At 63.5% G+C, this 19,944-nt stretch carries 21 protein-coding genes; 9 read left to right on the plus strand and 12 right to left on the minus strand.

Translation table 11 applies throughout. From position 1 onward, the window contains the following. Window positions 1-151 precede the first annotated feature (151 nt). The gene (locus tag EV688_RS05115; RefSeq protein WP_117317149.1) at window positions 152-628 is read left to right on the plus strand and encodes a BLUF domain-containing protein; all 477 of its coding nucleotides are present in this window, start codon (window positions 152-154) and stop codon (window positions 626-628) included. On the opposite strand, the gene EV688_RS05120 is transcribed toward EV688_RS05115, so the two are convergent. Then, entirely contained in the window at window positions 582-1,739 is a 1,158-nt protein-coding gene (locus EV688_RS05120; protein ID WP_117317532.1) for a DUF3080 family protein, read from the minus strand. The genes EV688_RS05115 and EV688_RS05120 overlap by 47 nt on opposite strands. Continuing rightward, window positions 1,700-2,326 carry a glutathione S-transferase family protein gene (locus EV688_RS05125; protein ID WP_117317147.1) on the minus strand — a complete coding sequence of 209 codons (627 nt, stop codon included), beginning with the start codon at window positions 2,324-2,326 and terminating at the stop codon, window positions 1,700-1,702. Before EV688_RS05125 ends, EV688_RS05120 begins: the two co-directional genes overlap by 40 nt. A gap of 169 nt (window positions 2,327-2,495) precedes the next feature. On the opposite strand from EV688_RS05125, the gene EV688_RS05130 reads away from it, so the two are divergent. After that, window positions 2,496-2,936: a c-type cytochrome gene (locus EV688_RS05130; RefSeq protein ID WP_240624330.1), complete on the plus strand. Its 441-nt coding sequence runs from the start codon at window positions 2,496-2,498 to the stop codon at window positions 2,934-2,936. Between the two features lie 63 nt (window positions 2,937-2,999). Here EV688_RS05130 and EV688_RS05135 read toward each other — a convergent pair whose 3' ends face one another. The 3 genes from EV688_RS05135 to EV688_RS05145 all read right to left on the minus strand — a co-directional run bounded on the left by EV688_RS05135 (window position 3,000) and on the right by EV688_RS05145 (window position 6,902). Continuing rightward, window positions 3,000-4,994, minus strand: coding sequence for a UvrD-helicase domain-containing protein (locus EV688_RS05135; protein ID WP_117317142.1), 1,995 nt, complete (start codon window positions 4,992-4,994; stop codon window positions 3,000-3,002). Window positions 4,995-5,079: 85 nt separating this feature from the next. Beyond that, window positions 5,080-6,564: a YifB family Mg chelatase-like AAA ATPase gene (locus EV688_RS05140; RefSeq protein ID WP_117317139.1), complete on the minus strand. Its 1,485-nt coding sequence runs from the start codon at window positions 6,562-6,564 to the stop codon at window positions 5,080-5,082. A gap of 71 nt (window positions 6,565-6,635) precedes the next feature. Beyond that, window positions 6,636-6,902, minus strand: a complete 267-nt coding sequence (locus EV688_RS05145) for an accessory factor UbiK family protein (RefSeq protein WP_117317137.1) — start codon at window positions 6,900-6,902, stop codon at window positions 6,636-6,638. A gap of 340 nt (window positions 6,903-7,242) precedes the next feature. Here EV688_RS05145 and glnK (EV688_RS05150) point away from each other — a divergent pair, with 340 nt between their 5' ends. From glnK (EV688_RS05150) to glnK (EV688_RS05160), 3 genes are all read left to right on the plus strand, one after another. Continuing rightward, entirely contained in the window at window positions 7,243-7,581 is a 339-nt protein-coding gene (gene glnK, locus EV688_RS05150; RefSeq protein WP_117317134.1) for a P-II family nitrogen regulator, read from the plus strand. Window positions 7,582-7,629: 48 nt separating this feature from the next. Next, window positions 7,630-8,901: an ammonium transporter gene (locus tag EV688_RS05155; protein WP_117317530.1), complete on the plus strand. Its 1,272-nt coding sequence runs from the start codon at window positions 7,630-7,632 to the stop codon at window positions 8,899-8,901. A gap of 132 nt (window positions 8,902-9,033) precedes the next feature. After that, window positions 9,034-9,372 carry a P-II family nitrogen regulator gene (gene glnK, locus EV688_RS05160; protein ID WP_117317132.1) on the plus strand — a complete coding sequence of 113 codons (339 nt, stop codon included), beginning with the start codon at window positions 9,034-9,036 and terminating at the stop codon, window positions 9,370-9,372. Window positions 9,373-9,384: 12 nt separating this feature from the next. Here glnK (EV688_RS05160) and EV688_RS05165 read toward each other — a convergent pair whose 3' ends face one another. The 7 genes from EV688_RS05165 to argH form a co-directional block, all read right to left on the minus strand. Further along, entirely contained in the window at window positions 9,385-10,107 is a 723-nt protein-coding gene (locus tag EV688_RS05165; RefSeq protein ID WP_117317129.1) for an HAD family hydrolase, read from the minus strand. Then, complete coding sequence (gene xerC / locus EV688_RS05170; RefSeq protein ID WP_117317127.1) at window positions 10,104-11,066, minus strand: tyrosine recombinase XerC; 963 nt, start codon at window positions 11,064-11,066, stop codon at window positions 10,104-10,106. Before xerC ends, EV688_RS05165 begins: the two co-directional genes overlap by 4 nt. A 1-nt stretch (window position 11,067) precedes the next feature. Further along, a complete protein-coding gene (locus tag EV688_RS05175; protein ID WP_117317125.1) occupies window positions 11,068-11,778 on the minus strand; it encodes a DUF484 family protein in 711 nt (236 codons plus the stop codon). Window positions 11,779-11,808: 30 nt separating this feature from the next. After that, window positions 11,809-12,639: a diaminopimelate epimerase gene (dapF, locus tag EV688_RS05180; RefSeq protein WP_131917556.1), complete on the minus strand. Its 831-nt coding sequence runs from the start codon at window positions 12,637-12,639 to the stop codon at window positions 11,809-11,811. A gap of 9 nt (window positions 12,640-12,648) precedes the next feature. Beyond that, window positions 12,649-13,920, minus strand: coding sequence for a diaminopimelate decarboxylase (gene lysA, locus EV688_RS05185; RefSeq protein ID WP_240624329.1), 1,272 nt, complete (start codon window positions 13,918-13,920; stop codon window positions 12,649-12,651). Continuing rightward, window positions 13,917-14,051, minus strand: coding sequence for an LPS translocon maturation chaperone LptM (gene lptM / locus EV688_RS17370; protein WP_162883876.1), 135 nt, complete (start codon window positions 14,049-14,051; stop codon window positions 13,917-13,919). The genes lysA and lptM overlap by 4 nt, the downstream gene beginning before the upstream one ends. A gap of 106 nt (window positions 14,052-14,157) precedes the next feature. Beyond that, window positions 14,158-15,567 carry an argininosuccinate lyase gene (gene argH, locus EV688_RS05190; RefSeq protein WP_117317121.1) on the minus strand — a complete coding sequence of 470 codons (1,410 nt, stop codon included), beginning with the start codon at window positions 15,565-15,567 and terminating at the stop codon, window positions 14,158-14,160. Between the two features lie 112 nt (window positions 15,568-15,679). Between argH and hemC the strand changes: the two genes are divergently transcribed. Genes hemC through EV688_RS05210 form a run of 4 tightly spaced genes read left to right on the plus strand, consistent with a single transcriptional unit; the run spans window position 15,680 to window position 19,940 of the window. Continuing rightward, window positions 15,680-16,624, plus strand: a complete 945-nt coding sequence (hemC, locus tag EV688_RS05195; protein WP_420867057.1) for a hydroxymethylbilane synthase — start codon at window positions 15,680-15,682, stop codon at window positions 16,622-16,624. Beyond that, window positions 16,614-17,399: a uroporphyrinogen-III synthase gene (locus EV688_RS05200; RefSeq protein ID WP_117317116.1), complete on the plus strand. Its 786-nt coding sequence runs from the start codon at window positions 16,614-16,616 to the stop codon at window positions 17,397-17,399. Before hemC ends, EV688_RS05200 begins: the two co-directional genes overlap by 11 nt. Further along, the gene (locus tag EV688_RS05205; RefSeq protein ID WP_117317114.1) at window positions 17,380-18,666 is read left to right on the plus strand and encodes a uroporphyrinogen-III C-methyltransferase; all 1,287 of its coding nucleotides are present in this window, start codon (window positions 17,380-17,382) and stop codon (window positions 18,664-18,666) included. The genes EV688_RS05200 and EV688_RS05205 overlap by 20 nt, the downstream gene beginning before the upstream one ends. Then, a complete protein-coding gene (locus tag EV688_RS05210) occupies window positions 18,663-19,940 on the plus strand; it encodes a heme biosynthesis HemY N-terminal domain-containing protein (RefSeq protein WP_117317112.1) in 1,278 nt (425 codons plus the stop codon). The genes EV688_RS05205 and EV688_RS05210 overlap by 4 nt, the downstream gene beginning before the upstream one ends. Window positions 19,941-19,944: the final 4 nt, after the last annotated feature.

Genomic DNA, 19,944 nt, shown 5'->3' on the forward strand with positions numbered 1-19,944 from the left:
CCACGCTGTGGCGGGCAACGTTGCAGTGTAAACTAAACTAGACATTACACATGTCAAGTATAGGTGACTATACTGTGATGCTCAAGGTGAATTGCCGGCAGGCGGCATCACAGCACAGGGATTGCCTCTGTGTCAGGCAGGAGACAGTTCAATGACAGGCTCAGCATCCAATTCCACGCCGGACAGTCACCGCGACGACCGGGGTGATGAACTGTATCACCTGGCCTACGTCAGCACCCTGGTGTCACCCATGGCCGCTGAAGAGGTTGTTGAACTGCTGCGCGTCGCCCGGGCCTGTAACGAAATCCGTGGGGTCACCGGGCTGCTGCTGCTTCGCGGCGACTCGTTCTTTCAGGTTCTGGAGGGGCGCGAAGAGGATGTGCACGCGATTTTCGAGCGGGTTTTCGCCGATGCGCGTCATCACCGGATCGAGGTGCTGTTCGAGGAGCCGCTCGCCGAACGCGAGTTTGGCGATTGGCAGATGGGCTTCGTCGAGCTGGATGGTGTGGATGTCAGTGAGCTGGAGGGGGTGTCGGACTTTCTCAGCCGGGATGCCGATCCGCGCGAAATGTTTACCCACCTCACCCGCAGCAAGCGCCTGATGCTGATGTTCCGGCAGATGTGCTAGCGGCCCACTCGTTAGCGGCCTGCCGGCGCTGACTTGCCGCTGTTTTCAGCGGCGTCTCCGGCGACTGCGTCCGGCAACTCTCCAGCGTTTGCTGTACCTGCTGCACATGCTGTCGCGGCGCGTCGCTGACGGTATCGAGCACGTTCTCGCGCTGTCGCCGCCATTCGCGGTAGGCGGGGGGAAGTACCGCTGACAGCTGGGTCTCGAGTTGTCGGACGGGCGGGAGAAGGCCGTGAAGTCGCTGGCTGAGTGCCGCGGACCAGGGCTGTATTCCGCGAATAAAAAATTTCTCGACCACATTCTTGAAGATATCCAGGTCGGGCGAAAGCAGTTTGCCCTGACAGAACCCGCCACCGTCCCGGTGCTCGCGCAGCATCGCATTGGCACCCTCGAGCGCCGCCTTCTGCAGGTTGAGTGCCGCGAGCAGCGAGCCGGCATCGCCTCTCGCGACGTCGCTGAGCAGCATCTCGAAATCGCGGTTGTTGGCTGAATAGTCGCCTGACAGCCAGCGTGATGCCAGCGCATTGATGCCGTCCAGAGCCGACAGTGGCGCGCTGCTGGTGGATTCGGGGTAATCGCCAAGGGCCTGTGGCGCCTGCCACAGGCTGCGGAATTCATCCGTCGCCAGGGTCGCGTTGTAGATGCGGCTGGGCAACTCCCGGCGCTTGCTGTCGAGCGCCGCGCTCAACGCTGATGCCAGGGTCTCCTGGTCCTCCTCCTTCAGATACTTGATGCAGGCGGGTGCCAGACGGAGGAACTCCAGCTCCAGCAGCAGTTCCTGGGATGGTGGTGCCAGGCGGCCGAGACTGCTGTTGCGTTTGCCGACGGTGACCTGGAGTTCGCAGCCCCGCAACGCCAGGAAGTCGAGTGCCGCAAGCCGTCCTGGTGCCAACGGTATGTGCAGTTTCGCGGCGCGGGGTGGGCGTGGAACAGGTTCCCTTTCCCAGGGCGGGGCCGCTGTCCCCAGGGGCCTCTCCAGCCGCGAGAGGTAGGTATCAAAGGCTTGCTCTGGGCCGGGGTTGCCGCAGCCAGCCATGAGCGCAGCCAACAGTGCCGGCGGCAGCCACCGCATCAGCCGGCGTCTAGCGCCTGCCGGACGCGCTCGCGCCATGCCAGCAGAGACTCGCAGTCTTCCGGGAGGCTTTCCTTGACCCAGCCTGCAAACTCGGTGCAAACCAGCAGATCGATGTCAGCGAGAGTGAGCGCGTCTCCCACCAGAAAATCCCGCCCGCTGAGTGCATCATCATAGGCTTGCCAGCCGCGCCGCAGGCGCTCGCGACCCCGGTCTACCAGAGCGGGAATCTGGGGGATTTTCACCGGCCCTGGCAATGCGCGGTCCGCAAAGTTGGGATTGCCGTTGCGCAGTACCTCGGCGACAGCGGTGAACGCATTCATGTAGATATGATGGTCCCAGCCGAGCACCTGCGCTCGTGCCAGAGGCGTGGTCCCCATCAGCGGCTTCTGGGGGTACAGTGACTCCAGGTAGTCGCACATGGCGATGACCTCTGTCATCAGCGTACCGTCGTCAAGAATCAGCGTGGGGACGGTGCCTGAGGGGGAGATGGCGCGATAGGCCTCGCCCAACTGTTCCAGCTGCATGAGGTCGACCTGAGTGGTGTCGATATCGATGTCTTTCCAGGCGAGGAACAGACCGAGTCGGCGAGGATTCGGCGCAGGATCATAGGTGTAAAGATGCATGGCGTTGCCTGTGGCTGTGGGAACGTGGACAAAGGGTAGCAGACGTTCTATGCCGTTGCTTGCCGGTCGGCGTCGCTGGCAGTCTCGACAGAGCGGGAGACACCGCCTCGAGTTTTCCAGGCGCAGGATACTGGCTATAATGCGCGCCCCGACAAAAGGAGACGATAGCGTGCTCAAGCAATTATCAGCAATGTTCATACTTGGCAGCCTGGCGCTGTCAGCACAGGCGGTCGAGTTGACCGAGGAGCAGCGTGCGGCCATCGAAGCGCGTCTGAAGCCGCACGGCGATCTCTGCCTCAGCGGCGATTCCAACTGCGCCGGCGCCGTCATGGCGAGTGCGGATTCATCCGCAGGCGGCAGCGACATTTCCGGTGAGGCGGTCTACAACCAGGCGTGCATGGCATGTCACAGCTCCGGCGCCGGTGGAGCCCCCATTGTGGGACAGGTAGATCAGTGGAGCGAACGTCTGGCCAAGGGCCGGGATGCGTTGCACCAGAGCGGTCTGCAGGGTGTCGAGGGCACCAGCATGATGGCCAAGGGCGGACGCGCGGACCTGTCGGACGAGCAGGTTATGGCCGCGGTCGACTACATGGTCGACAACAGCCAATAAGCCGAGCGGGGCCGCGGGATTCGCCCGAGCGGGCGCATCCCGGCAGTCGGCCCCATATCAATCTCAATCCAGCAGCGCCTGCAGGCTGGTGAGCGTTTCCCTGCCGCGGGCGAGATTGCGCTCTACATCCTTTTCGGTCCCGCCAAGCCACTCCATGTCCTCCCTTGGCAGTTCATCCAGAAAGCGACTCGGCTGGCAATCCACCCGCTCGCCGAACTGGCGCCGCGTGCGTGACCAGGTCATGCACAGGGTTTGTTGCGCCCGCGTCAGTCCGACATAGGCGAGGCGACGCTCTTCCTCCACGGCGCCGCTTTCCACGCTGTTGCGGTGCGGCAGCAGCTTTTCCTCCATCCCCACGATAAACACATGGGGGAATTCCAGTCCTTTGGCCGCATGCAGGGTCAGCAGCTGAACACAGGTATCGCTGTTTTTCTCTTCTTCCTGCTGTTCCATCAGGTCCCGGAGCACCAGCTGCGCAATCGCGTCGGGCAGCGTGCGCTGCTCGCGCTGTATCAGACGCGACAGGCTGTCCAGAAGAAAGTGAACGTTGCCCATGCGCCGCTGCGCCACGTCCTCGCTCGAGCTGTTCCTGTGCAGCCAGTCCTCGTAGCGGATGTTGCGCAGCAGCTGATGTACACCCGCGATATTGCCGCTATCACCGGCCCGCCTTGCTTCATCCAGATGCCCGAGCAGCGTCTGCAGCTGGCGCAGGCTGGCGGGATTAATGATGTCGGAGCCGACGTCACTGCAGGCCTGTGCCATGCTGCAGTGTTGCTGCGCGGCGAGGCTGCCAATGGCCTGCAGGGTTGCGGTACCGAGGCCGCGACGCGGAACATTGGCGATACGCAGAAAGGCGTTGTCGTCATCACGGTTGATCAGCAGACGCAGGTAGGCCATGACATCCTTTATCTCGTTGCGCGCGAAAAACGAGGTGCCGCCGCTGATCTGATAGGGAACGCCCTGCTGCTGCAGGGCAAGCTCCACCAGTTTCGACTGGTGGTTGCCACGATACAGAATGGCGTAGTCACCGAGACGGGTGCCGCGCCGCAGCTGGTGATCCAGAATCTCCGCCACCACCTGGCCGGCCTCGGCATCCTCGTCGGCGCATTCGATGACCCGCAAGGGATCGCCAGGCCCCAGACCGCTCCAGAGCTGCTTTTCAAACAGGTGGGCATTGTTGGCAATCAACTGGTTGGCCGCCTGCAGGATACGGCCCGTGGAGCGGTAGTTCTGCTCCAGCTTGACGATCCTGAGCCCCGGAAAATCCGCCTGGAGCTGGGCCAGGTTCTCCGGTCGGGCGCCGCGCCAGGCGTAGATCGACTGATCGTCATCGCCGACCACGGTCAGCGCCGCGCGCAGCCCGGTGAGTTGCCGAACCAGCCGGTACTGTGCTTCATTGGTGTCCTGGTACTCGTCCACGAGCATGTAGTGAACCCGCTCCTGCCAGCGCTGCCGCGTGTCGGAACAGCCTTCCAGAAGGCGCGCCGGCAGCATCAGCAGATCATCGAAATCCACCGCATTGAACGCGCGCAGTGCGTCGCTGTAGCGCTGGTAGCTCCGCGCTGCCAGCAGATCCGCCGGGCCGGATGCCTCGCGCAACGCTTCCTCACTGTCTGTACACGTGTTTTTCCACGCGGAAATGCGCTGGGCAACGGCGCCGGCCTGCTCTGCTGCCGCCTTGCTTTCCTGCCGCAGCAGTTCCTGCAGCAGTGTCAGCGTGTCCTGGTTGTCGAAGATGGAGAAACCGCGGCGCAGGGACAGCTGCGCCTGTTCACGCCGGATGATGGTCAGCCCCAGCTGGTGAAAGGTGCTGATGGTCAGGCTTTCGGCCGCTTCTTTTGATAGCAGGTTGCCGACGCGCTGGCGCATTTCGCGCGCTGCCTTGTTGGTGAAGGTCACCGCCGCGACGCGATCGGGCCGCAGGCCACATTGTTTGATAAGGAAGGCGATTTTTTCGGTAATGACGCTGGTTTTACCGCTGCCGGCGCCGGCAAGCACCAGGAGTGGACCATCAATATAGCGCACGGCCTCGCGCTGCTGGGGGTTCAGACGTGACATGCGCTGGGTAGGGCCTCGGGCTGCTGTCGGTGACGGCCGCGCATCGTCGCATGAACGCGCGCATCGTGGAACCACTGCGCCGGCTTCACAGCGGCAGGCGGTAGCTGATGGCTTCATCAATATGGCGTGTGGTTACCGACAGGCTTTCTTCGAGGTCCGCGATAGTGCGCGAGACACGGATCAGCCGGTGCGCTGCCCTGGCGGAGAGTCTCAGTCGGCTGATGGCGGCTTCCAGCCTGCGCGTCGCGGCGCTTTCCAGCTGACAGGCTGAGCGCCATTCGCTGCTGGCAATATCGGCGTTGCATTTGCGCTGGCGTGCGAGCTGCCGCTGTCGTGCGCGTGTCACGCGCTGTCGCACTGACTCAGAGGTTTCGGCCCTGCCCGCCTCAAGCAGCAGCGTTCTGGCATCGGTTCGAGGAACATCAACATGCAGGTCGATCCGGTCCAGCAAGGGGCCCGACAGGCGTTGCTGGTAGCGCAGAATCCTGTCGGGCGTGCAACGGCAGCTGTGGTCGGGGTCGCCCGCATAGCCGCAGGGGCAGGGATTCATGGCGGCGACCAGCTGAAAATCCGCGGGGTAGGTAACCTTGCGACGGGCCCTCGACAGCGTGATGCTGCGGGATTCCAGGGGCTCCCGCAGCATATCGAGTGTCCGGCGGGAGAATTCCGGCAGTTCATCAAGAAACAGGATGCCGCCGTGCGCCAGTGAAATTTCTCCGGGTGCCGGCAGATTGCCGCCACCGACGAGCGCCGCGGCACTGGCGCTGTGATGCGGCGCGCGGAAGGGATGCCCGCCGGTGATGGTGCTTTCCACGGTCAGGCTGTGCAGCGCCAGCGAGACGAGTCGCTGGGAGGCATCCATCGGTGGCAGAATGCCGGCAAGTCGGCTAGCCAGCATGGTCTTGCCGGTTCCGGGTGGACCGCGCATCAGCAGGTGGTGTCGACCCGCTGCCGCGATTTCCAGCGTCCGTCTGGCGGTGCCCTGTCCGACCACATCCGCAAGGTCAGGCATCGCCCTGCAGTCCCTGTCCTCGTTCGGCGCAGCCGGTGTCATTGCACGCCGTCCGCGAAGTCCGGCGCAGAGCGACAGCAGATCCGTGGCGCCTATCACCCGACTCTCCGGAGCCCGCGCGGCGTCTCCGGCACAGGCGGCGGGAACCACCAGCGTGCGACCCGCCCCGGCGCTGGCAATAGCGACCGGCACTGCGCCGCGCACGGCGCGAATGCCGCCGTCCAGCGCCAGCTCGCCAATGAACTCAAATGCCTGCAGACCCCGCATCGGCAGCTGTGCAGAGGCCGCGAGGATGCCCAGAGCGATGGGCAGGTCGAAACGTCCGCCGCCCTTGGGCAGGTCTGCCGGCGCCAGGTTGACGGTAATGCGGCGATCCGGGAAGTCGAAACAGGAATTGAGCAGTGCGCTGCGCACGCGATCACGACTTTCCCTGACGGCGGTCTCGGGCATGCCGACGATGTGAAAAGCGGGTAGACCGCTGGACAGGTGCGTCTCCACCCGTACGAGGGGCGCGTTCAGTCCATCGCTACCGCGGCTGTAGACCAAGGCGTATTGCATGCTCGTCCCTGAGCCTCATTGTCTTTGATCCGCGACACATCCTGTGCGCGTTACATCATTGCTGTCCGCTGCTAACGTTTCTGCTGAGCCTCGAGATCGTCGATGGCGGCGGTCAGAGCGGCGAGCTCGGATTCCAGCGTCCGCACCCGCTCCTGCGTTCTTGCCAGCAGCTCTGTCTGGGCATCGAACTCATCCCTCGCCACGACGTCGAGCCGCTGCAGTGCAGATTGCACCAGCAGGCGGGCATTGCGGTCTACCTCGCTGCGCAGTCCTTCGCCGCCAACCAGCTGGTTGACCTGCTGGATCATGTCGCCAAATGGTGGCGGTTTCAGTGCCATGCCTTCCTATCCGTTTCATGCTGTCCTGCGAGTGTAGTGGATGATGCCGGTGCGCGCACAGCGTAGAGGTATGCATTTTTTCGGTGCATTGCACCAAATCAATGCGTTCGGGCCCTGTGACGCAGGCGTCGGATAATGGCAAGACCCGGTTGAAAGCGGTTATCCGCTTGATAATAAATATTTAAAAAATCATGGCACAGTTTCTGCTTATACTCACCCGGAGAGAGAATCTGTCGCCTGCGCGACAACACCCGAGCGGTCCGTTGCCACAACGCGGCGATCACCAGGCAGGAACAGCGTGGCGCGGGACCGCCGCCGACATGACATCCGGGAGAGCTGCATGAAACTGATAACGGCTGTGATCAAGCCATTCAAGCTGGATGATGTCCGCGAGGCATTGTCCGACATTGGCGTGCAGGGGATCACAGTGACAGAGGTCAAGGGCTTTGGCCGTCAGAAGGGACACACAGAGCTGTATCGGGGGGCCGAGTACGTGGTCGATTTCCTCCCCAAGGTCAAGATCGAGGTGGCTGTTTCGGAAGCTCTGGTCGATCAGACACTCGAGGCAATCACCAACGCCGCAAATACCGGCAAGATCGGCGACGGCAAGGTCTTTGTTGCGACTCTGGAGCAGGTGATCAGAATCCGCACCGGCGAGACCGGGGAAGAGGCGATCTGACGCTTTTTGGCAGGCCACAACGGTGACTTCGACGCGAGAGTGATTTTCATGGAAAACCAGATATTTGAACTGCAGTATGCCCTCGATACCTTTTATTTCCTTGTCTGCGGGGCCCTTGTCATGTGGATGGCAGCCGGCTTTGCGATGCTCGAGGCAGGGCTTGTCCGGTCCAAGAACACCACCGAAATCCTGACAAAGAACGTCGCGCTTTTCTCGGTCGCGTCCACGATGTATCTCATCTGTGGGTATCACTTCATGTATGGCGGTGGCTTCTTTCTCTCCGGTATCACCACGGTTGCCGCCATGGATGATGCCGCGGTCGCCCGGGTGCTGGTGGATTCAGCGGACGCGGGCTTCGACGGCGACTCGGTCTACTCCAGTGCGTCGGATTTTTTCTTTCAGGTGGTGTTTGTTGCCACGGCCATGTCGATCGTCTCCGGCGCTGTGGCCGAGCGCATGAAGCTCTGGGTGTTTCTCGCCTTCGCTGTCGTGATGACCGGGTTCATCTATCCGATCGAAGGCGGCTGGACCTGGGGCGAGAAAGATGTGCCATTGATTGGAGCGCTGAGCTATAGCGACTATGCGGGCTCCGGTATCGTGCACATGGCGGGAGCGGCCGCTGCCCTGGCGGGGGTTCTTCTGCTGGGGGCGCGCAAAGGAAAGTATGGTGCCGATGGCTCGATCCGGGCCATACCCGGCGCGAACATGCCGCTGGCCACTCTCGGAACCTTTATTCTGTGGATGGGATGGTTTGGCTTCAATGGGGGGTCCACCCTGAAACTGGGCGGTATCGGCGTTGCCAACGAAGTGGCGAACGTCTTCCTCAACACCAACGCGGCCGCCGCTGGCGGTTTGATTTCTGCCCTGATTGTAGCGCGACTGGTGTTTGGCAAGGCAGATCTGACCATGGCGCTCAACGGCGCTCTGGCAGGCCTGGTTGCTATCACTGCCGAGCCAGCCGATCCCTCGCCACTGCTGGCGACAGTGATTGGCGCGGTTGGCGGCATCATTGTGGTCTTCAGCATTGTCTCGCTCGACAAGCTCCGTATCGACGATCCCGTCGGTGCCATCTCCGTGCATGGCGTCGTTGGGCTGTGGGGCATTTTCGCGGTTCTGCTGTCTGACGCAGAGGCAACGTTCCTGGGTCAGCTCATCGGCGCGGCGGTCATCTTTGTCTGGGTGTTTGTCGCCAGCCTGGCGGTGTGGGGCATCCTCAAGGCGGTGGTGGGGATTCGCGTCAGCGAGGAAGAGGAGTACGAGGGCGTCGACGTATCGGAGTGTGGTCTGGAGGCCTATCCGGAGTTTGTGGCGGCGAAATAAGCTTGCGGGCGCATTGAAAAATGCGGTTTTAGGGGCCCTCGGGTCCCTTTTTTTTGTCTCGCCGCCGGATGCTTGCCACACCTGCCCTCCACTCCCTATCATCGGCGCTTCACCAACAGGAGTTGCATCACCATGAAACTAGTTACCGCGATCATCAAGCCGTTCAAGATGGACGATGTGCGCGCCGCACTGTCTGATATTGGTGTGCAAGGCATCACCGTCACGGAAGTGAAGGGATTCGGGCGTCAGCGCGGTCATACCGAGCTGTATCGCGGTGCGGAGTATGTGGTCGATTTTCTGCCCAAGCTGAAGCTTGAGATTGCTGTTGCCGAAAGTCAGCTCGACGCCATTATCGAAGCGATCATCCAGTCGGCAAACACCGGAAAGATCGGCGACGGCAAGATTTTCGTCACCGATATGGAGCAGGTCATTCGCATCCGGACCGGCGAGTCCGGTGAAGAGGCGGTCTGATGCGCCGCGGGTTCAGCCAGCAGGCAGTTCTGATCGGTGTTGCAGGGCCCGCAATGCCTGCGGCAGATCTCCCAGACAGCTGATTTCCACGTCCGGCCGCACATCCGCTGTGGCAGATTCTCTATTGGGATTGAACCATACCGTTCGCAGACCTGCGTCCCGAGCTCCCCGGACATCGTGCCCGAGGCTGTCGCCGACGTGCGCAATGTTGTGCGGCTCTACCCCCGACCGCGCTATGGCAGCCTGAAACATGTCGGGGGCGGGCTTGCTGGCGCCGATATCCTCGGCGAGAAAGGCAAAATCAAAGTAGTCGCCGGCATCGGTCTTGTAGATATCGGCGTTGCCGTTGGTCAGCGCGCCGAGACGATAGCTTCGATGCAGCTGCTGAATCACGGCGAGGGCTTCCTCGTACAGTTCGACGGCGTGTCTTTCCTGCAGGAACACGGCGAAGGCGGCTTCTGCCCCGGCCTGTGCAGTGGCGTGGTCATATCCGGCCTGCCGCTGCAGCTCATACAGCACGGTCTGGCGCATGCGGCTGACATGGTGCAGGAGTTCAGGATGTCGCTGCGCTACTGCCTTGCGCACCGCCAGGAGGGCATCGTGGTCAATGCCCTCCATACTGCCGGGACGGTGCTCCAGCATCCATGCACGCTGGGTTTCTTCGGCGCGCAGCAGCGCTGGGGTCACGTCCCACAGGGTATTGTCGAGATCGAAGGTGACGACGCGAATGCTCAAGAGGGCTTCTGGTCCTTCTGCCGGCGCGCCCGTGGATGTGCAGCATCATAGATCTTCGACAGGTGCTGGAAATCGAGGTGAGTGTAGATCTGTGTTGTTCCTATGTTGGCGTGCCCCAGCAGCTCCTGCACCGCGCGCAGGTCGCCGCTGGACTCCAGCATGTGGCTGGCAAACGAGTGCCGCAGCATGTGCGGGTGGACGTCCTGTCGCATACCGGAGCGGCGGCCCTGCAGCCGCAGTCGTGCCTGGGTATTGCGCAGGCTGATGCGTCGCCCCCGGGAGCTGATGAACAGCGCGCGCGCTGCATCGGGATCCAGGGTGATGGACGGTCTGACTTCCAGCCAGCTGTCGATTGCCGCGACAGCAACCCTGCCCACCGGGACATTACGTGTCTTGCGTCCCTTCCCGGTCACCTGCAGGAGGCGCTCCTGACGGTCGATATCGTCGATATTCAGGCTGACGAGCTCAGCGAGGCGCAGGCCTGACGAGTAGAACAGCTCTGCCATCGCCCGATCACGTCGCGCTGCCGGATTGTCGTCGGCGAAGATAAGAAACTGCTGCAGCTGGTCCGGATCCAGTGTTTTTGGCAGTCGGCGGGCTTGTCTGGGTGCCTGCACGCCGGCAGCCGGGTTGCGGGGATAGCCGGCAATCCGCCCCAGATAATGGAACAGCGAGCGTGCCGCTGACAGTCCTCGCTGGATGCTGCTGCCCGACAGGCCCCTGCGATGCAGGCCGCTCACCCAGTGCCGGACATGCGCCTCCTGCACCTGCTCGGCGCGGTAGATCTGCTGTCTCGACAGCGCAGTCTCGAAGCTGTCGAGGTCGCGCCGGTAGTTGCTCAGGGTATGCGGTGACAGTTGTCGCACGTCACGGCAGTAATCCAGAAAAGCCGCGACAGACGCCGCGAAGGTGGTTTCGCCGGGCAGGGTGCTGACGATGGTGTCGTCACTGCTTGCCATGTCAGTGCGCGGCGGTCACTCGCGGCAGCAGTCGCGCCAGGACGGCGGCAATATGCTCAAGAAAAATCGTGCCCATTTGTGGGTGGTAACGCTTTGCATCGACGCTGCCCACGGCAATCAGGCCGAGTTCGCTGTCACCGTGGCGTATTGCGACTACCGCGGCGGATCCACTGCCGCGGGCATCGGGGAAAAGATAGTGGAACTCCTCATCGCGAAGAGCGCCGCAGGCGGGTTTGCCACCCTTGACCAGCGGGCCGAGATGCTCAAGAACGTTTTCCCGGGGTGCAAGCCTGCAGCTCTTCGTCGCATCGACCGCAGCAGTGGTGTTGTTGTCGAAAAGGATAATGGCGGCCTGATCCGTCTTGAATTCCTTGCGCATGGAGCGCGTGAACACATCAAACAGGCTTTCCAGCGAGTCGGCCTCGAGCAGGGCGAGCACGAGCTTGCGCGTATTCATGTACAGCTGCTCGTTATCGCGGGCAGCATCGGTCAGGTCGCGCAGTCGATGCCGAAGGTCGACATTGCGTTCGCGCAGCACGCTTACCTGTCGTTCCACGAGTGAAACCGCATCACCGCTGGCGTGCGGGATATGCAGCTTTCGCAGCATATCGGGGTTGCGCTGGAAAAAGTCGAGGTGCTGCCCCAGAAAGTCCCGCACCTGTGCGTCGCTCAGCTCGCTGCTGGTGAGTGGTGTCGGTTGCTCTGCCGCCATACCTTCGCTTCCTTTATCAGCTTGTGATTGTTACAGCCGGATGCTGCCTTCGAAAACGACGGCCGTAGGGCCGGTCATGCGCACCGTATGGCCTTCACCCGGCCACGCGATGTGGAGCTTACCTCCAGGCAGTTGCACTGTCACCTGCTCATCCAGCCAGCCCCGAAGTCTGCCGTAAACGACCGCGGCGCAGGCCCCGGAGCCGCAGGCCAGCGTTTCGCCGGCGCTGCGCTCATGCACGCGCAGGCGGATCTCGTTGCGCTCCACGATCTGCATGAAGCCCACGTTGCAGCGGTGGGGGAAGTCAACGTGGTGCTCAATCAGTGGCCCCAGTTGTTCAATGCGGCAGGTATCGGTATCCGTGACGCGAAGCACTGCGTGGGGGTTCCCCATCGAGACGGCCCCGATCGACAGCTCTTCGCCTTGCACGTTGAGCCAGTATTCCTGCTCGCGCTGCGGTCGGTGCAAGGGAATGCTGCCGGGATCCAGCGTCGGCTGGCCCATGTCCACCTCGACCTGATGACGGTCCACTATCCGTAGTTCGCTGATGCCCGACAGCGTCTCAACGCGGATGACGCGTTTCTGGGTGAGCCGCCGCTGGCGCACAAAGCGGGCGAAACAGCGCGCACCGTTACCGCACTGTTCGGCCTCGCTCCCATCCGGGTTGTAGATACGATAGAAAAAATCCACATCCGGGCGTCCGGGCGGCTCAGCCAGCAGCACCTGGTCGCAGCCCACGCCGAGACGCCGGTCTGCGATTTTCATGATATCGCGGGGCTTCAGCTGCAGTCGCTGGGTGACGCCGTCAATCACGACGAAGTCATTGCCGATACCGTGCATTTTGGTGAATTTCAGCAACATCGGCGAGCGTCACTCGGGCAGGCGGCTTTCGCCACGCAAGAGGTCGGCGAGGGTCTCGCGTTCGCGGACGACATGGATCTGCCCGCCATCGACCATCACTTCGGCGGCGCGACCGCGCGTGTTGTAATTGGAACTCATGACAAAACCGTAAGCGCCTGCGCCCATCACCGCAAGCCGATCCCGCGGGGACAGGGTCAGTTCGCGGTCGCGGCCCAGAAAGTCCGCAGTCTCGCAGACGGGGCCAACCACGTCCCATATTGCAGTGGTGCCACCGGTGCCTTCCACGACAGGCTGGATGTCCTGCCAGGCGCTGTAAAGCGCGGGGCGGATGAGGTCGTTCATTCCGGCATCAACCAGGGCAAAGTTGTGTGCCGGCGTGCGCTTCAGATATAGCACCTCGGTCAGCAGGACGCCGGCATTGGCGGCGATCGAACGGCCGGGCTCCAGGATCAGCTCCAGCTGGCGGTCGCCGATGCAGTCGCGCAGGGCAGCAATGTAGTCATGAACGGGCGGTGGCGACTCGCCGCGATAACGCACGCCGAGGCCGCCCCCGAGGTCCAGGTGGCGCAGATGGATGCCGGCGCCGGCGAGCCTGTCGACCAGTGCCAGCATGCGTCGGGTGGCATCGATGAAGGGCGCGATCTGTGTCAGCTGCGAACCGATATGGCAGTCCATACCGATGACGTCGATGTGCGGCAAAGCCGCTGCCCGGGCGAAAACATCCATGGCCTGGTCGCTGTCGACACCGAACTTGTTTTCCTTCAGGCCGGTCGATATGTAGGGATGCGTCTGTGCATCGACGTCGGGGTTGACGCGAATGGAGACAGGCGCCCGCCGACCGGTGTCACCGGCGACGCCGTTGAGCAATTCCAGCTCTGCAGCGGACTCGACGTTGAAGCAGCGGATGCCAGCCTCGAGTGCGCGGCGCATCTCGGCGGCCTGCTTGCCGACGCCCGAAAACACCACGTTGCCCGGATCACCACCGGCGGCAATCACCCGCTCCAGTTCGCCAACGGAAACAATGTCGAAGCCGGCGCCACGGCGTGCGAGAACATCAAGCACGGCGATATTGGAGTTTGCCTTGACGGCGTAACAGACCAGGTGAGGGCAGCCCGCGAGTGCATCGAGGTAGGCATCCAGCGCGCCCTCGAGTGCTGCGCGGGAATACACATAGCAGGGAGTCCCCACACGATCGGCAACAGCCGTCAATGACACGCCCTCGACGTGCAGTTCGCCGTCGCGGCGGGTGAACACCGCGTTATTGTCTTCGTGCCGGGTCACGGCAGTCGCTGCAGATTGCCGACGCGCTCGATGCCCGCCAGTGTTTCCGGCTCGGGCTGAGGGTACAGCGGTCCGGTCTGACCGCAGCTCGCCAGTGCGACGCAGGCGACAAACAGCAGTGTGCGAAACATGGCTATCCCCACGGTGAATCCGCCAGTGAAAGGCGGCGAAGTATAACGCCGCGCCGGTGACTCTGCGAACCTGTCGCGGGGTCCAGCGGCGCCGCGCGAGTGTTTTTCAGGCGCGCGTGTCCCGCTGCTCCAGCAGCGCTCTGGCGCGATCGATCGCAGCGCGAACCTGCTCCGGCGCGGTGCCGCCGATGTGGTTGCGGGCAGCAACGGAGCCTTCCAGCGTCAGCATGCCGTAAACATCCTGCTCTATCGTAGTGGAAAACGACTGCAGCGTGGCAAGGTCCATTTCAGCGAGGTCCAGGCCCTCGTCGATGCCGTGGGCAACCGCATTGCCGACGACTTCGTGCGCGTCGCGGAACGGCATGCCTTTACGCACCAGGTAATCGGCGAGGTCGGTCGCAGTGGAAAAGCCGCGGCGGGCTGCCTCGCGCAGATTGTCGACGCAGGGTTCCACGGCCGGAAGCATGTCGCCGAAGGCGCGCAGGCTGTCGATGACCGTATCGACCGTGTCGAACAGCGGCTCCTTGTCCTCCTGATTATCCTTGTTGTACGCCAGCGGCTGGCTTTTCATGAGGGTCAGCAGCGCCACCAGGTTGCCGTTCACGCGGCCCACCTTGCCGCGCACCAGTTCGGGGACATCCGGATTCTTTTTCTGCGGCATGATCGAGGAGCCGGTGCAGAAGCGATCCGGCAGGCGCACGAAGTCGAACTGGGCCGATGTCCACAGCACCAGCTCCTCGGAGATACGCGACAGGTGTGTCATCAGCAGAGCGGCAAAGCTGCAGAACTCGATCGCGAAGTCGCGGTCGGACACCGAATCGAGACTGTTCGCTGTCGGCGCGTCGAAGCCCAGCGCCTGCGCCGTATGCTCTCGATCGATCGGATAGGGAGTTCCCGCCAGCGCCGCCGCCCCGAGCGGGCACTGATTCAGCCGTGCACGACAGTCCATGAGCCGGCCGTGATCGCGTTCCAGCATCTCGTTCCACGCCAGTACGTGGTGGCCGAAGGTCACCGGCTGCGCGGTCTGCAGGTGGGTGAAGCCCGGCATGACCGTATCGGCGTGCGCTTCGGCGAGTGATACCGCGCCCCGCTGCAGGTGGGTCAGTGCGGTACTGATCGTGTCAATGGCGTCGCGCAGGAACAGCCGGATATCCGTGGCCACCTGGTCATTGCGTGAGCGACCCGTGTGCAGTTTTTTTCCGGTGCTGCCGATCAGCTCAGTAAGCCGCGCCTCGATATTCATGTGCACATCTTCCAGCGCCGTCGACCAGTTGAACTCGCCGCGGTCAATCTCCTCCTGCACCTGCCGCATGCCATCGACAATCTGCCGGTGTTCTGCTGCCGTGAGGACTCCCACGTGGCGGAGCATGTCGGCGTGTGCCAGAGAGCCGGAGATATCCTGTACGGCCAGGCGTTGATCGAAGCCGACGGACGCGGTAAAGCGCTGCACGAAGGCATCTGTGGGTTCGCTGAAGCGTCCGCCCCAGACGTGGCTGGTGTCAGTGGTCCTGCTCATGATGTCTCCGGCTCCGGCGTTGATTGGCTGCTCAGGCGAAATCGATTTCCGCCGCGGAGTATAGCACCGCCTCGCCGCGTCCTGCGGGCGCTGGTATGATGTCGGCGAACGGATGAGAGAGCAGAATATGGCGCAGAAAATCACCATCGCGACCCGCGAAAGTCCCCTCGCACTGTGGCAGGCCGAATACGTTCGCGACGCCCTGGAGAGCGCGCATGACGGCCTTCAGGTAGAACTGTTGGGCATGACCTCGCGCGGGGATCAGTTGCTCGACGTGCCGCTGTCCAAGGTGGGTGGCAAGGGACTGTTCGTCAAGGAACTGGAAACCGCGCTGCTCGACGGCAGTGCCGATATTGCCGTGCATTCCATGAAGGACGTGCCCATGGCGTTTCCGGACGGTCTGGGGCTGGCCGTGATCTGCGAACGCGAGGAGCCCGCAGACGCGTTCGTGAGCAATCACTACGATAGTATCGAGGCGCTGCCTGCCGGCAGCGTGGTCGGAACCTCAAGCCTGCGGCGCGAGTGCCAGTTGCGTGAGCTTCGCCCTGACGTCACCGTGCGTTTCCTTCGCGGCAACGTCAACACGAGGCTGCGCAAGCTCGATGACGGCGAGTACGATGCGATCATTCTGGCCTGCGCCGGTCTGCTGCGTCTGGAAATGGGTGATCGCATCCGCAACCGGATCCCGGTGGCGCAGTCGCTGCCTTCCGGTGGTCAGGGCGCGGTGGGAATCGAAATCCGCACCGACGATCATGCGACCCGCGCAATGCTGGAGGTGCTGCATCATCCGGCGACCGCGGAGTGCGTTACCGCCGAACGTGCGGTAAACCGCCGACTGCAGGGCGGCTGTGAGGTGCCGATAGCTGCCTATGCGGTGCACGAGTCGAGCGACAGCCTGTGGCTGCGAGCCCTGGTGGGCAGTCCGGACGGAACCCTGGTGCTGCGTGCCGAGGCGCGGGGCAGCACGCGGGACGCGGATGCCCTGGGCGAGGGCGTCGCGGACGACCTCCTGGCCCAGGGTGCCGCTGATATTCTCGCTGCGGTATATGGCCGTTAGCGGATCGGTACTGGTTACCCGGCCGGCGGGTCAGGCCGGGAAGCTGTGCGCGGGTCTTTCGGCGGCGGGATACCGGCCGCTACACCAGCCGCTGCTGGCAGTGTCACCGATCGCACTGGATGCCGCCCAGCAGGCGATGGCAGGCGCGTTGGAGAGCTATGCGCATTGCCTGTTTGTCAGCAGCAACGCGGCGAAATATGGCCTCGAGTGCCTGCTGGCGGGGCGCACTGCCTGGCCGGGCAGGGTGCAGTGCTACGCCGTGGGTGACAGCACCGCCGATGTCCTGCGGGCCGCGGGGATCGTCGTGCACACGCCGGGACGGGAAATGACCAGTGAAGGACTGCTGACGCTGCCCTCGCTGCAGTCGGTGGCCGGTGAGCGTGTGCTGATCGTCAAGGGTGAGGGCGGGCGCACTGCCCTGCGCGAGGCGCTGGCTGGACGCGGTGCGCAGGTGGATGAGCTTCGCTGTTACCGCAGGTCACCACCGGACGTCGCGCCCGACGCACTGCAGCAGCTGCTGGACGCAGAGCAGGTTGTCTGCATACTGATCTCCAGCGGTGAGGCGCTCGACAACCTGAGGGGAATTCTCGAACCTGCCGACACCGCGCAATCCATCCACGAGCACTGCGCGCTCGTCGTGCCGTCTGCGCGGGTTGCGGCGCAGGCGCGGGCCGCCGGCTGGCAGGATGTCACAGTGGCAGCCAATGCTTCCGACGATGCCATGTTGGCGGCGCTGCAGGAACGGGACCTGACGCGTGAGCGCATGGGTGGCTGACGAGAACAACAATCCGACGGCGGCTCCGGCGGCCGGATCCGCAGCGCCGGAGTCAACGGCGGCCCGAACAGCATTTTCTCCGGTCCCGCCCGCCAGTGCCGAGCGCTCAGGGAGTACCGCCATCGCCTGGCTGGCACTGCTGCTTGTCCTGTTTCTCGCCGCCGCTGGTGTCTGGGCGCTGCTGGAGGCCCAGCAGCGCGAGAGCCAGCTACGGGAGCGGCTTCAGGCAATAGAGGCGGGTGCCGGCAGCGACGTATCTGTTATCGACCCGATCAGCAGGAATCTCCAGCGCCAGGTTGAGCTGGAGGTTGCCGCCGCGCAGACAACGCTCCGCGGTGAGTGGCAGGATCAGGTAGAGAAGCTGCGCGAGCAGGCCCGCCAGCTGGCAGGTGGCACGGATGAAACGCGGCGGCTGCAGCTGGACGTCGATCGGCGCGTGTCTTCCCTGCAGGAGGCGCTGGCAGGAGCGCGGCAATCGCTCGAAGAAAAGCTTGCCGCCCTCGAAAGCCAGCTGGCTCGCCAGCGAGCCCGGCTCGACCGTTTCAGCGCGGACGATCGGGAGAGCTGGCTGCTGGCAGAGGCGCAGCACCTGATTCGCCTGGCCAACCAGCGCCTGATCATGACGGGTGATACCGGGGCTGCAGGGGCGCTGCTGCGCAGCGCGGACAATCTGCTGCAGGAACTCGATGGGGCCGATCTGCGGGATGTTCGCCGCGCCCTGGCAGCGGATATGCTCGCGGTGCGCGCGGTGTCGGGACCTGACCTCGAGGGGATCTACCTTCGCCTCGGTGCCCTGATCGAACAGACCGCCTCGCTCGCCATCTTCTCGCTCCCGGAGCCGCGCAAAGAGCCCGCTGTCACAGAGGCCGGAGACTGGCGCGGTCGCCTCCGCCTCGGGTATGAGAGGGCGCTGGAAAAGCTTTCCAGCTACGTGGTATTCCGTCGCCGGGATGTGTCGCCAGAGGCGCTGATGGATCCGCAGTGGGAGGCCATGCTGAGGCAGAACCTGCGCCTGCTGATCGAGCAGGCGCAGTTGGCGCTGCTTTCGGGCAACCCGCGTCTTTTCCGTGAGAGCCTGCAGCGTGCGCGAGACTGGCTCGGCCAGTTCCCCGGCAGCGACGAAACCGCGGCAGGGGCAATGCTGCGTGAGCTGGAGGACCTCGAGGCCACGCCCATCAGTGTCGATGCACCGGATGCGTCGAAGACGCTGCAGGCGATGCAGGCCGTCATGGCGGCCCGCAAGGGCGACAGGGACGCTGGCCCATGATGCGGCTGTTCTTTGTGGCGCTCGTTGCGCTTCTTCTGGGCGCTGGCGTTGTCGCCCTCATCGACAGCGAGCCCGGCTACCTGCTGGTGGCCTACAGCGGCTACACGATAGAGACCAGCCTGTGGATAGGACTGTTGTTGATCGCCGGCATCGTGCTGGCGTTGTACGCGGCACTGCGCCTTCTGCAGCGCGTGCTTTCCGCGCCGGGTTCACTCGTGTTCTGGGCGAACTCGCGCAAGCGTCGCCAGGCGGCACGGCTTACCAGTCGGGGGCTGATGAATTTCATTGAGGGTAACTGGAAGCAGTCCCGTCGGCAGCTCCGGCGCGGCGCCCGTCATGCCGAGGCGCCCGTGTTCAATCACCTCATGGCCGCGCGTGCCAGTTTTCAGCTCGAGGACAGATCACAGATGCGCAGTGATCTTGAGGCTGCGCTGGCCTCAGACAGCCAGGCCGCGGCGGCGGTGGATCTGGTGCAGGCAGAGATGCAGCTGCAGGCCGCGCAGTACGGCCCCGCACTGGCAAGCCTTGACCGCGCCGAAGCCAGCGGTTCGCGCACGCCCCTGTCGCTGCGCCTGCGCAGCAAGGCGATGCTGGGCCTGTCGGACTGGGAAGGCCTTCGTGCGCTGCTGCCCGATCTGCAGAAGCATGAGGTGCTGTCGGCGAGGAAGCTGGCGCGACTGCGCAGGGAAACGGCCCTGCGCCTCCTCAAAGTGGCAGCCGGTGACCTCGGTGACAATACGGTCACGGCCCTGCAGCGCGCCTGGAAGCAGACGCCGGCGGATCTTCAGCACGACGATCGCGTGCTGCACCGCTATCTGTCGCTGCTGGCGAACGCCGGTGCCACAGAGGAGACGATCAACCTGATTGCTCGCATCCTGAAAAAACGCTGGGACCCGGTGCTGGTTGAGCAGTTCGGGCGCCTGCCGGGGCAGAATCCGCAGCAGCAGCTGGCGCTGGCAGAAGGCTGGCTGGTGGGTCGCGAGGAGGAGCCGACGCTGCTGCTTTGCCTCGGGCGCCTGGCGGCGCGGCAGCGTCTGTGGGGGCAGGCGAGGGATTACTTCGAGCGCAGCATCAGTGTCGATCCCCGCGATGAGGCCTGTGCCGAGCTCGGCCGTCTGCTTGCCGCCAGCGGTGACTACCTGCAGGCCAGCAAGGTTTTCTGTGCCGGTCTGGCTTTGCAGGACCGTGGCCTGCCGGAACTGCCCCTGCCGGAAAACGCAGTGGCAAAAGACCGCCTCATTACTGTGGATATCAGCGCCGGCAAGAAGCATTGAGTGC

Origin of the sequence: Chromatocurvus halotolerans (assembly GCF_004340525.1) — a bacterium.
In the GTDB taxonomy this organism is placed as follows: Bacteria; Pseudomonadota; Gammaproteobacteria; order Pseudomonadales; family Halieaceae; genus Chromatocurvus; species Chromatocurvus halotolerans.

Excerpts from the sequence above, each read along its gene's own strand:
- glnK (WP_117317134.1), top strand. The coding sequence starts at position 7,243 with ATGAAACTGATAACGGCTGTGATCAAGCCATTCAAGCTGGATGATGTC.
- lptM (WP_162883876.1), bottom strand. The coding sequence starts at position 14,051 with ATGTTTCGCACACTGCTGTTTGTCGCCTGCGTCGCACTGGCGAGCTGC.
- EV688_RS05140 (WP_117317139.1), bottom strand. The coding sequence starts at position 6,564 with ATGCAATACGCCTTGGTCTACAGCCGCGGTAGCGATGGACTGAACGCG.
- argH (WP_117317121.1), bottom strand. The coding sequence starts at position 15,567 with ATGAGCAGGACCACTGACACCAGCCACGTCTGGGGCGGACGCTTCAGC.
- EV688_RS05210 (WP_117317112.1), top strand. The coding sequence starts at position 18,663 with ATGATGCGGCTGTTCTTTGTGGCGCTCGTTGCGCTTCTTCTGGGCGCT.
- xerC (WP_117317127.1), bottom strand. The coding sequence starts at position 11,066 with ATGGCAAGCAGTGACGACACCATCGTCAGCACCCTGCCCGGCGAAACC.
- EV688_RS05125 (WP_117317147.1), bottom strand. The coding sequence starts at position 2,326 with ATGCATCTTTACACCTATGATCCTGCGCCGAATCCTCGCCGACTCGGT.
- EV688_RS05120 (WP_117317532.1), bottom strand. The coding sequence starts at position 1,739 with ATGGCGCGAGCGCGTCCGGCAGGCGCTAGACGCCGGCTGATGCGGTGG.
- EV688_RS05175 (WP_117317125.1), bottom strand. The coding sequence starts at position 11,778 with ATGGCGGCAGAGCAACCGACACCACTCACCAGCAGCGAGCTGAGCGAC.
- EV688_RS05155 (WP_117317530.1), top strand. The coding sequence starts at position 7,630 with ATGGAAAACCAGATATTTGAACTGCAGTATGCCCTCGATACCTTTTAT.
- EV688_RS05135 (WP_117317142.1), bottom strand. The coding sequence starts at position 4,994 with ATGTCACGTCTGAACCCCCAGCAGCGCGAGGCCGTGCGCTATATTGAT.
- glnK (WP_117317132.1), top strand. The coding sequence starts at position 9,034 with ATGAAACTAGTTACCGCGATCATCAAGCCGTTCAAGATGGACGATGTG.
- hemC (WP_420867057.1), top strand. The coding sequence starts at position 15,680 with ATGAGAGAGCAGAATATGGCGCAGAAAATCACCATCGCGACCCGCGAA.
- EV688_RS05200 (WP_117317116.1), top strand. The coding sequence starts at position 16,614 with ATGGCCGTTAGCGGATCGGTACTGGTTACCCGGCCGGCGGGTCAGGCC.
- EV688_RS05145 (WP_117317137.1), bottom strand. The coding sequence starts at position 6,902 with ATGGCACTGAAACCGCCACCATTTGGCGACATGATCCAGCAGGTCAAC.
- dapF (WP_131917556.1), bottom strand. The coding sequence starts at position 12,639 with ATGTTGCTGAAATTCACCAAAATGCACGGTATCGGCAATGACTTCGTC.
- EV688_RS05115 (WP_117317149.1), top strand. The coding sequence starts at position 152 with ATGACAGGCTCAGCATCCAATTCCACGCCGGACAGTCACCGCGACGAC.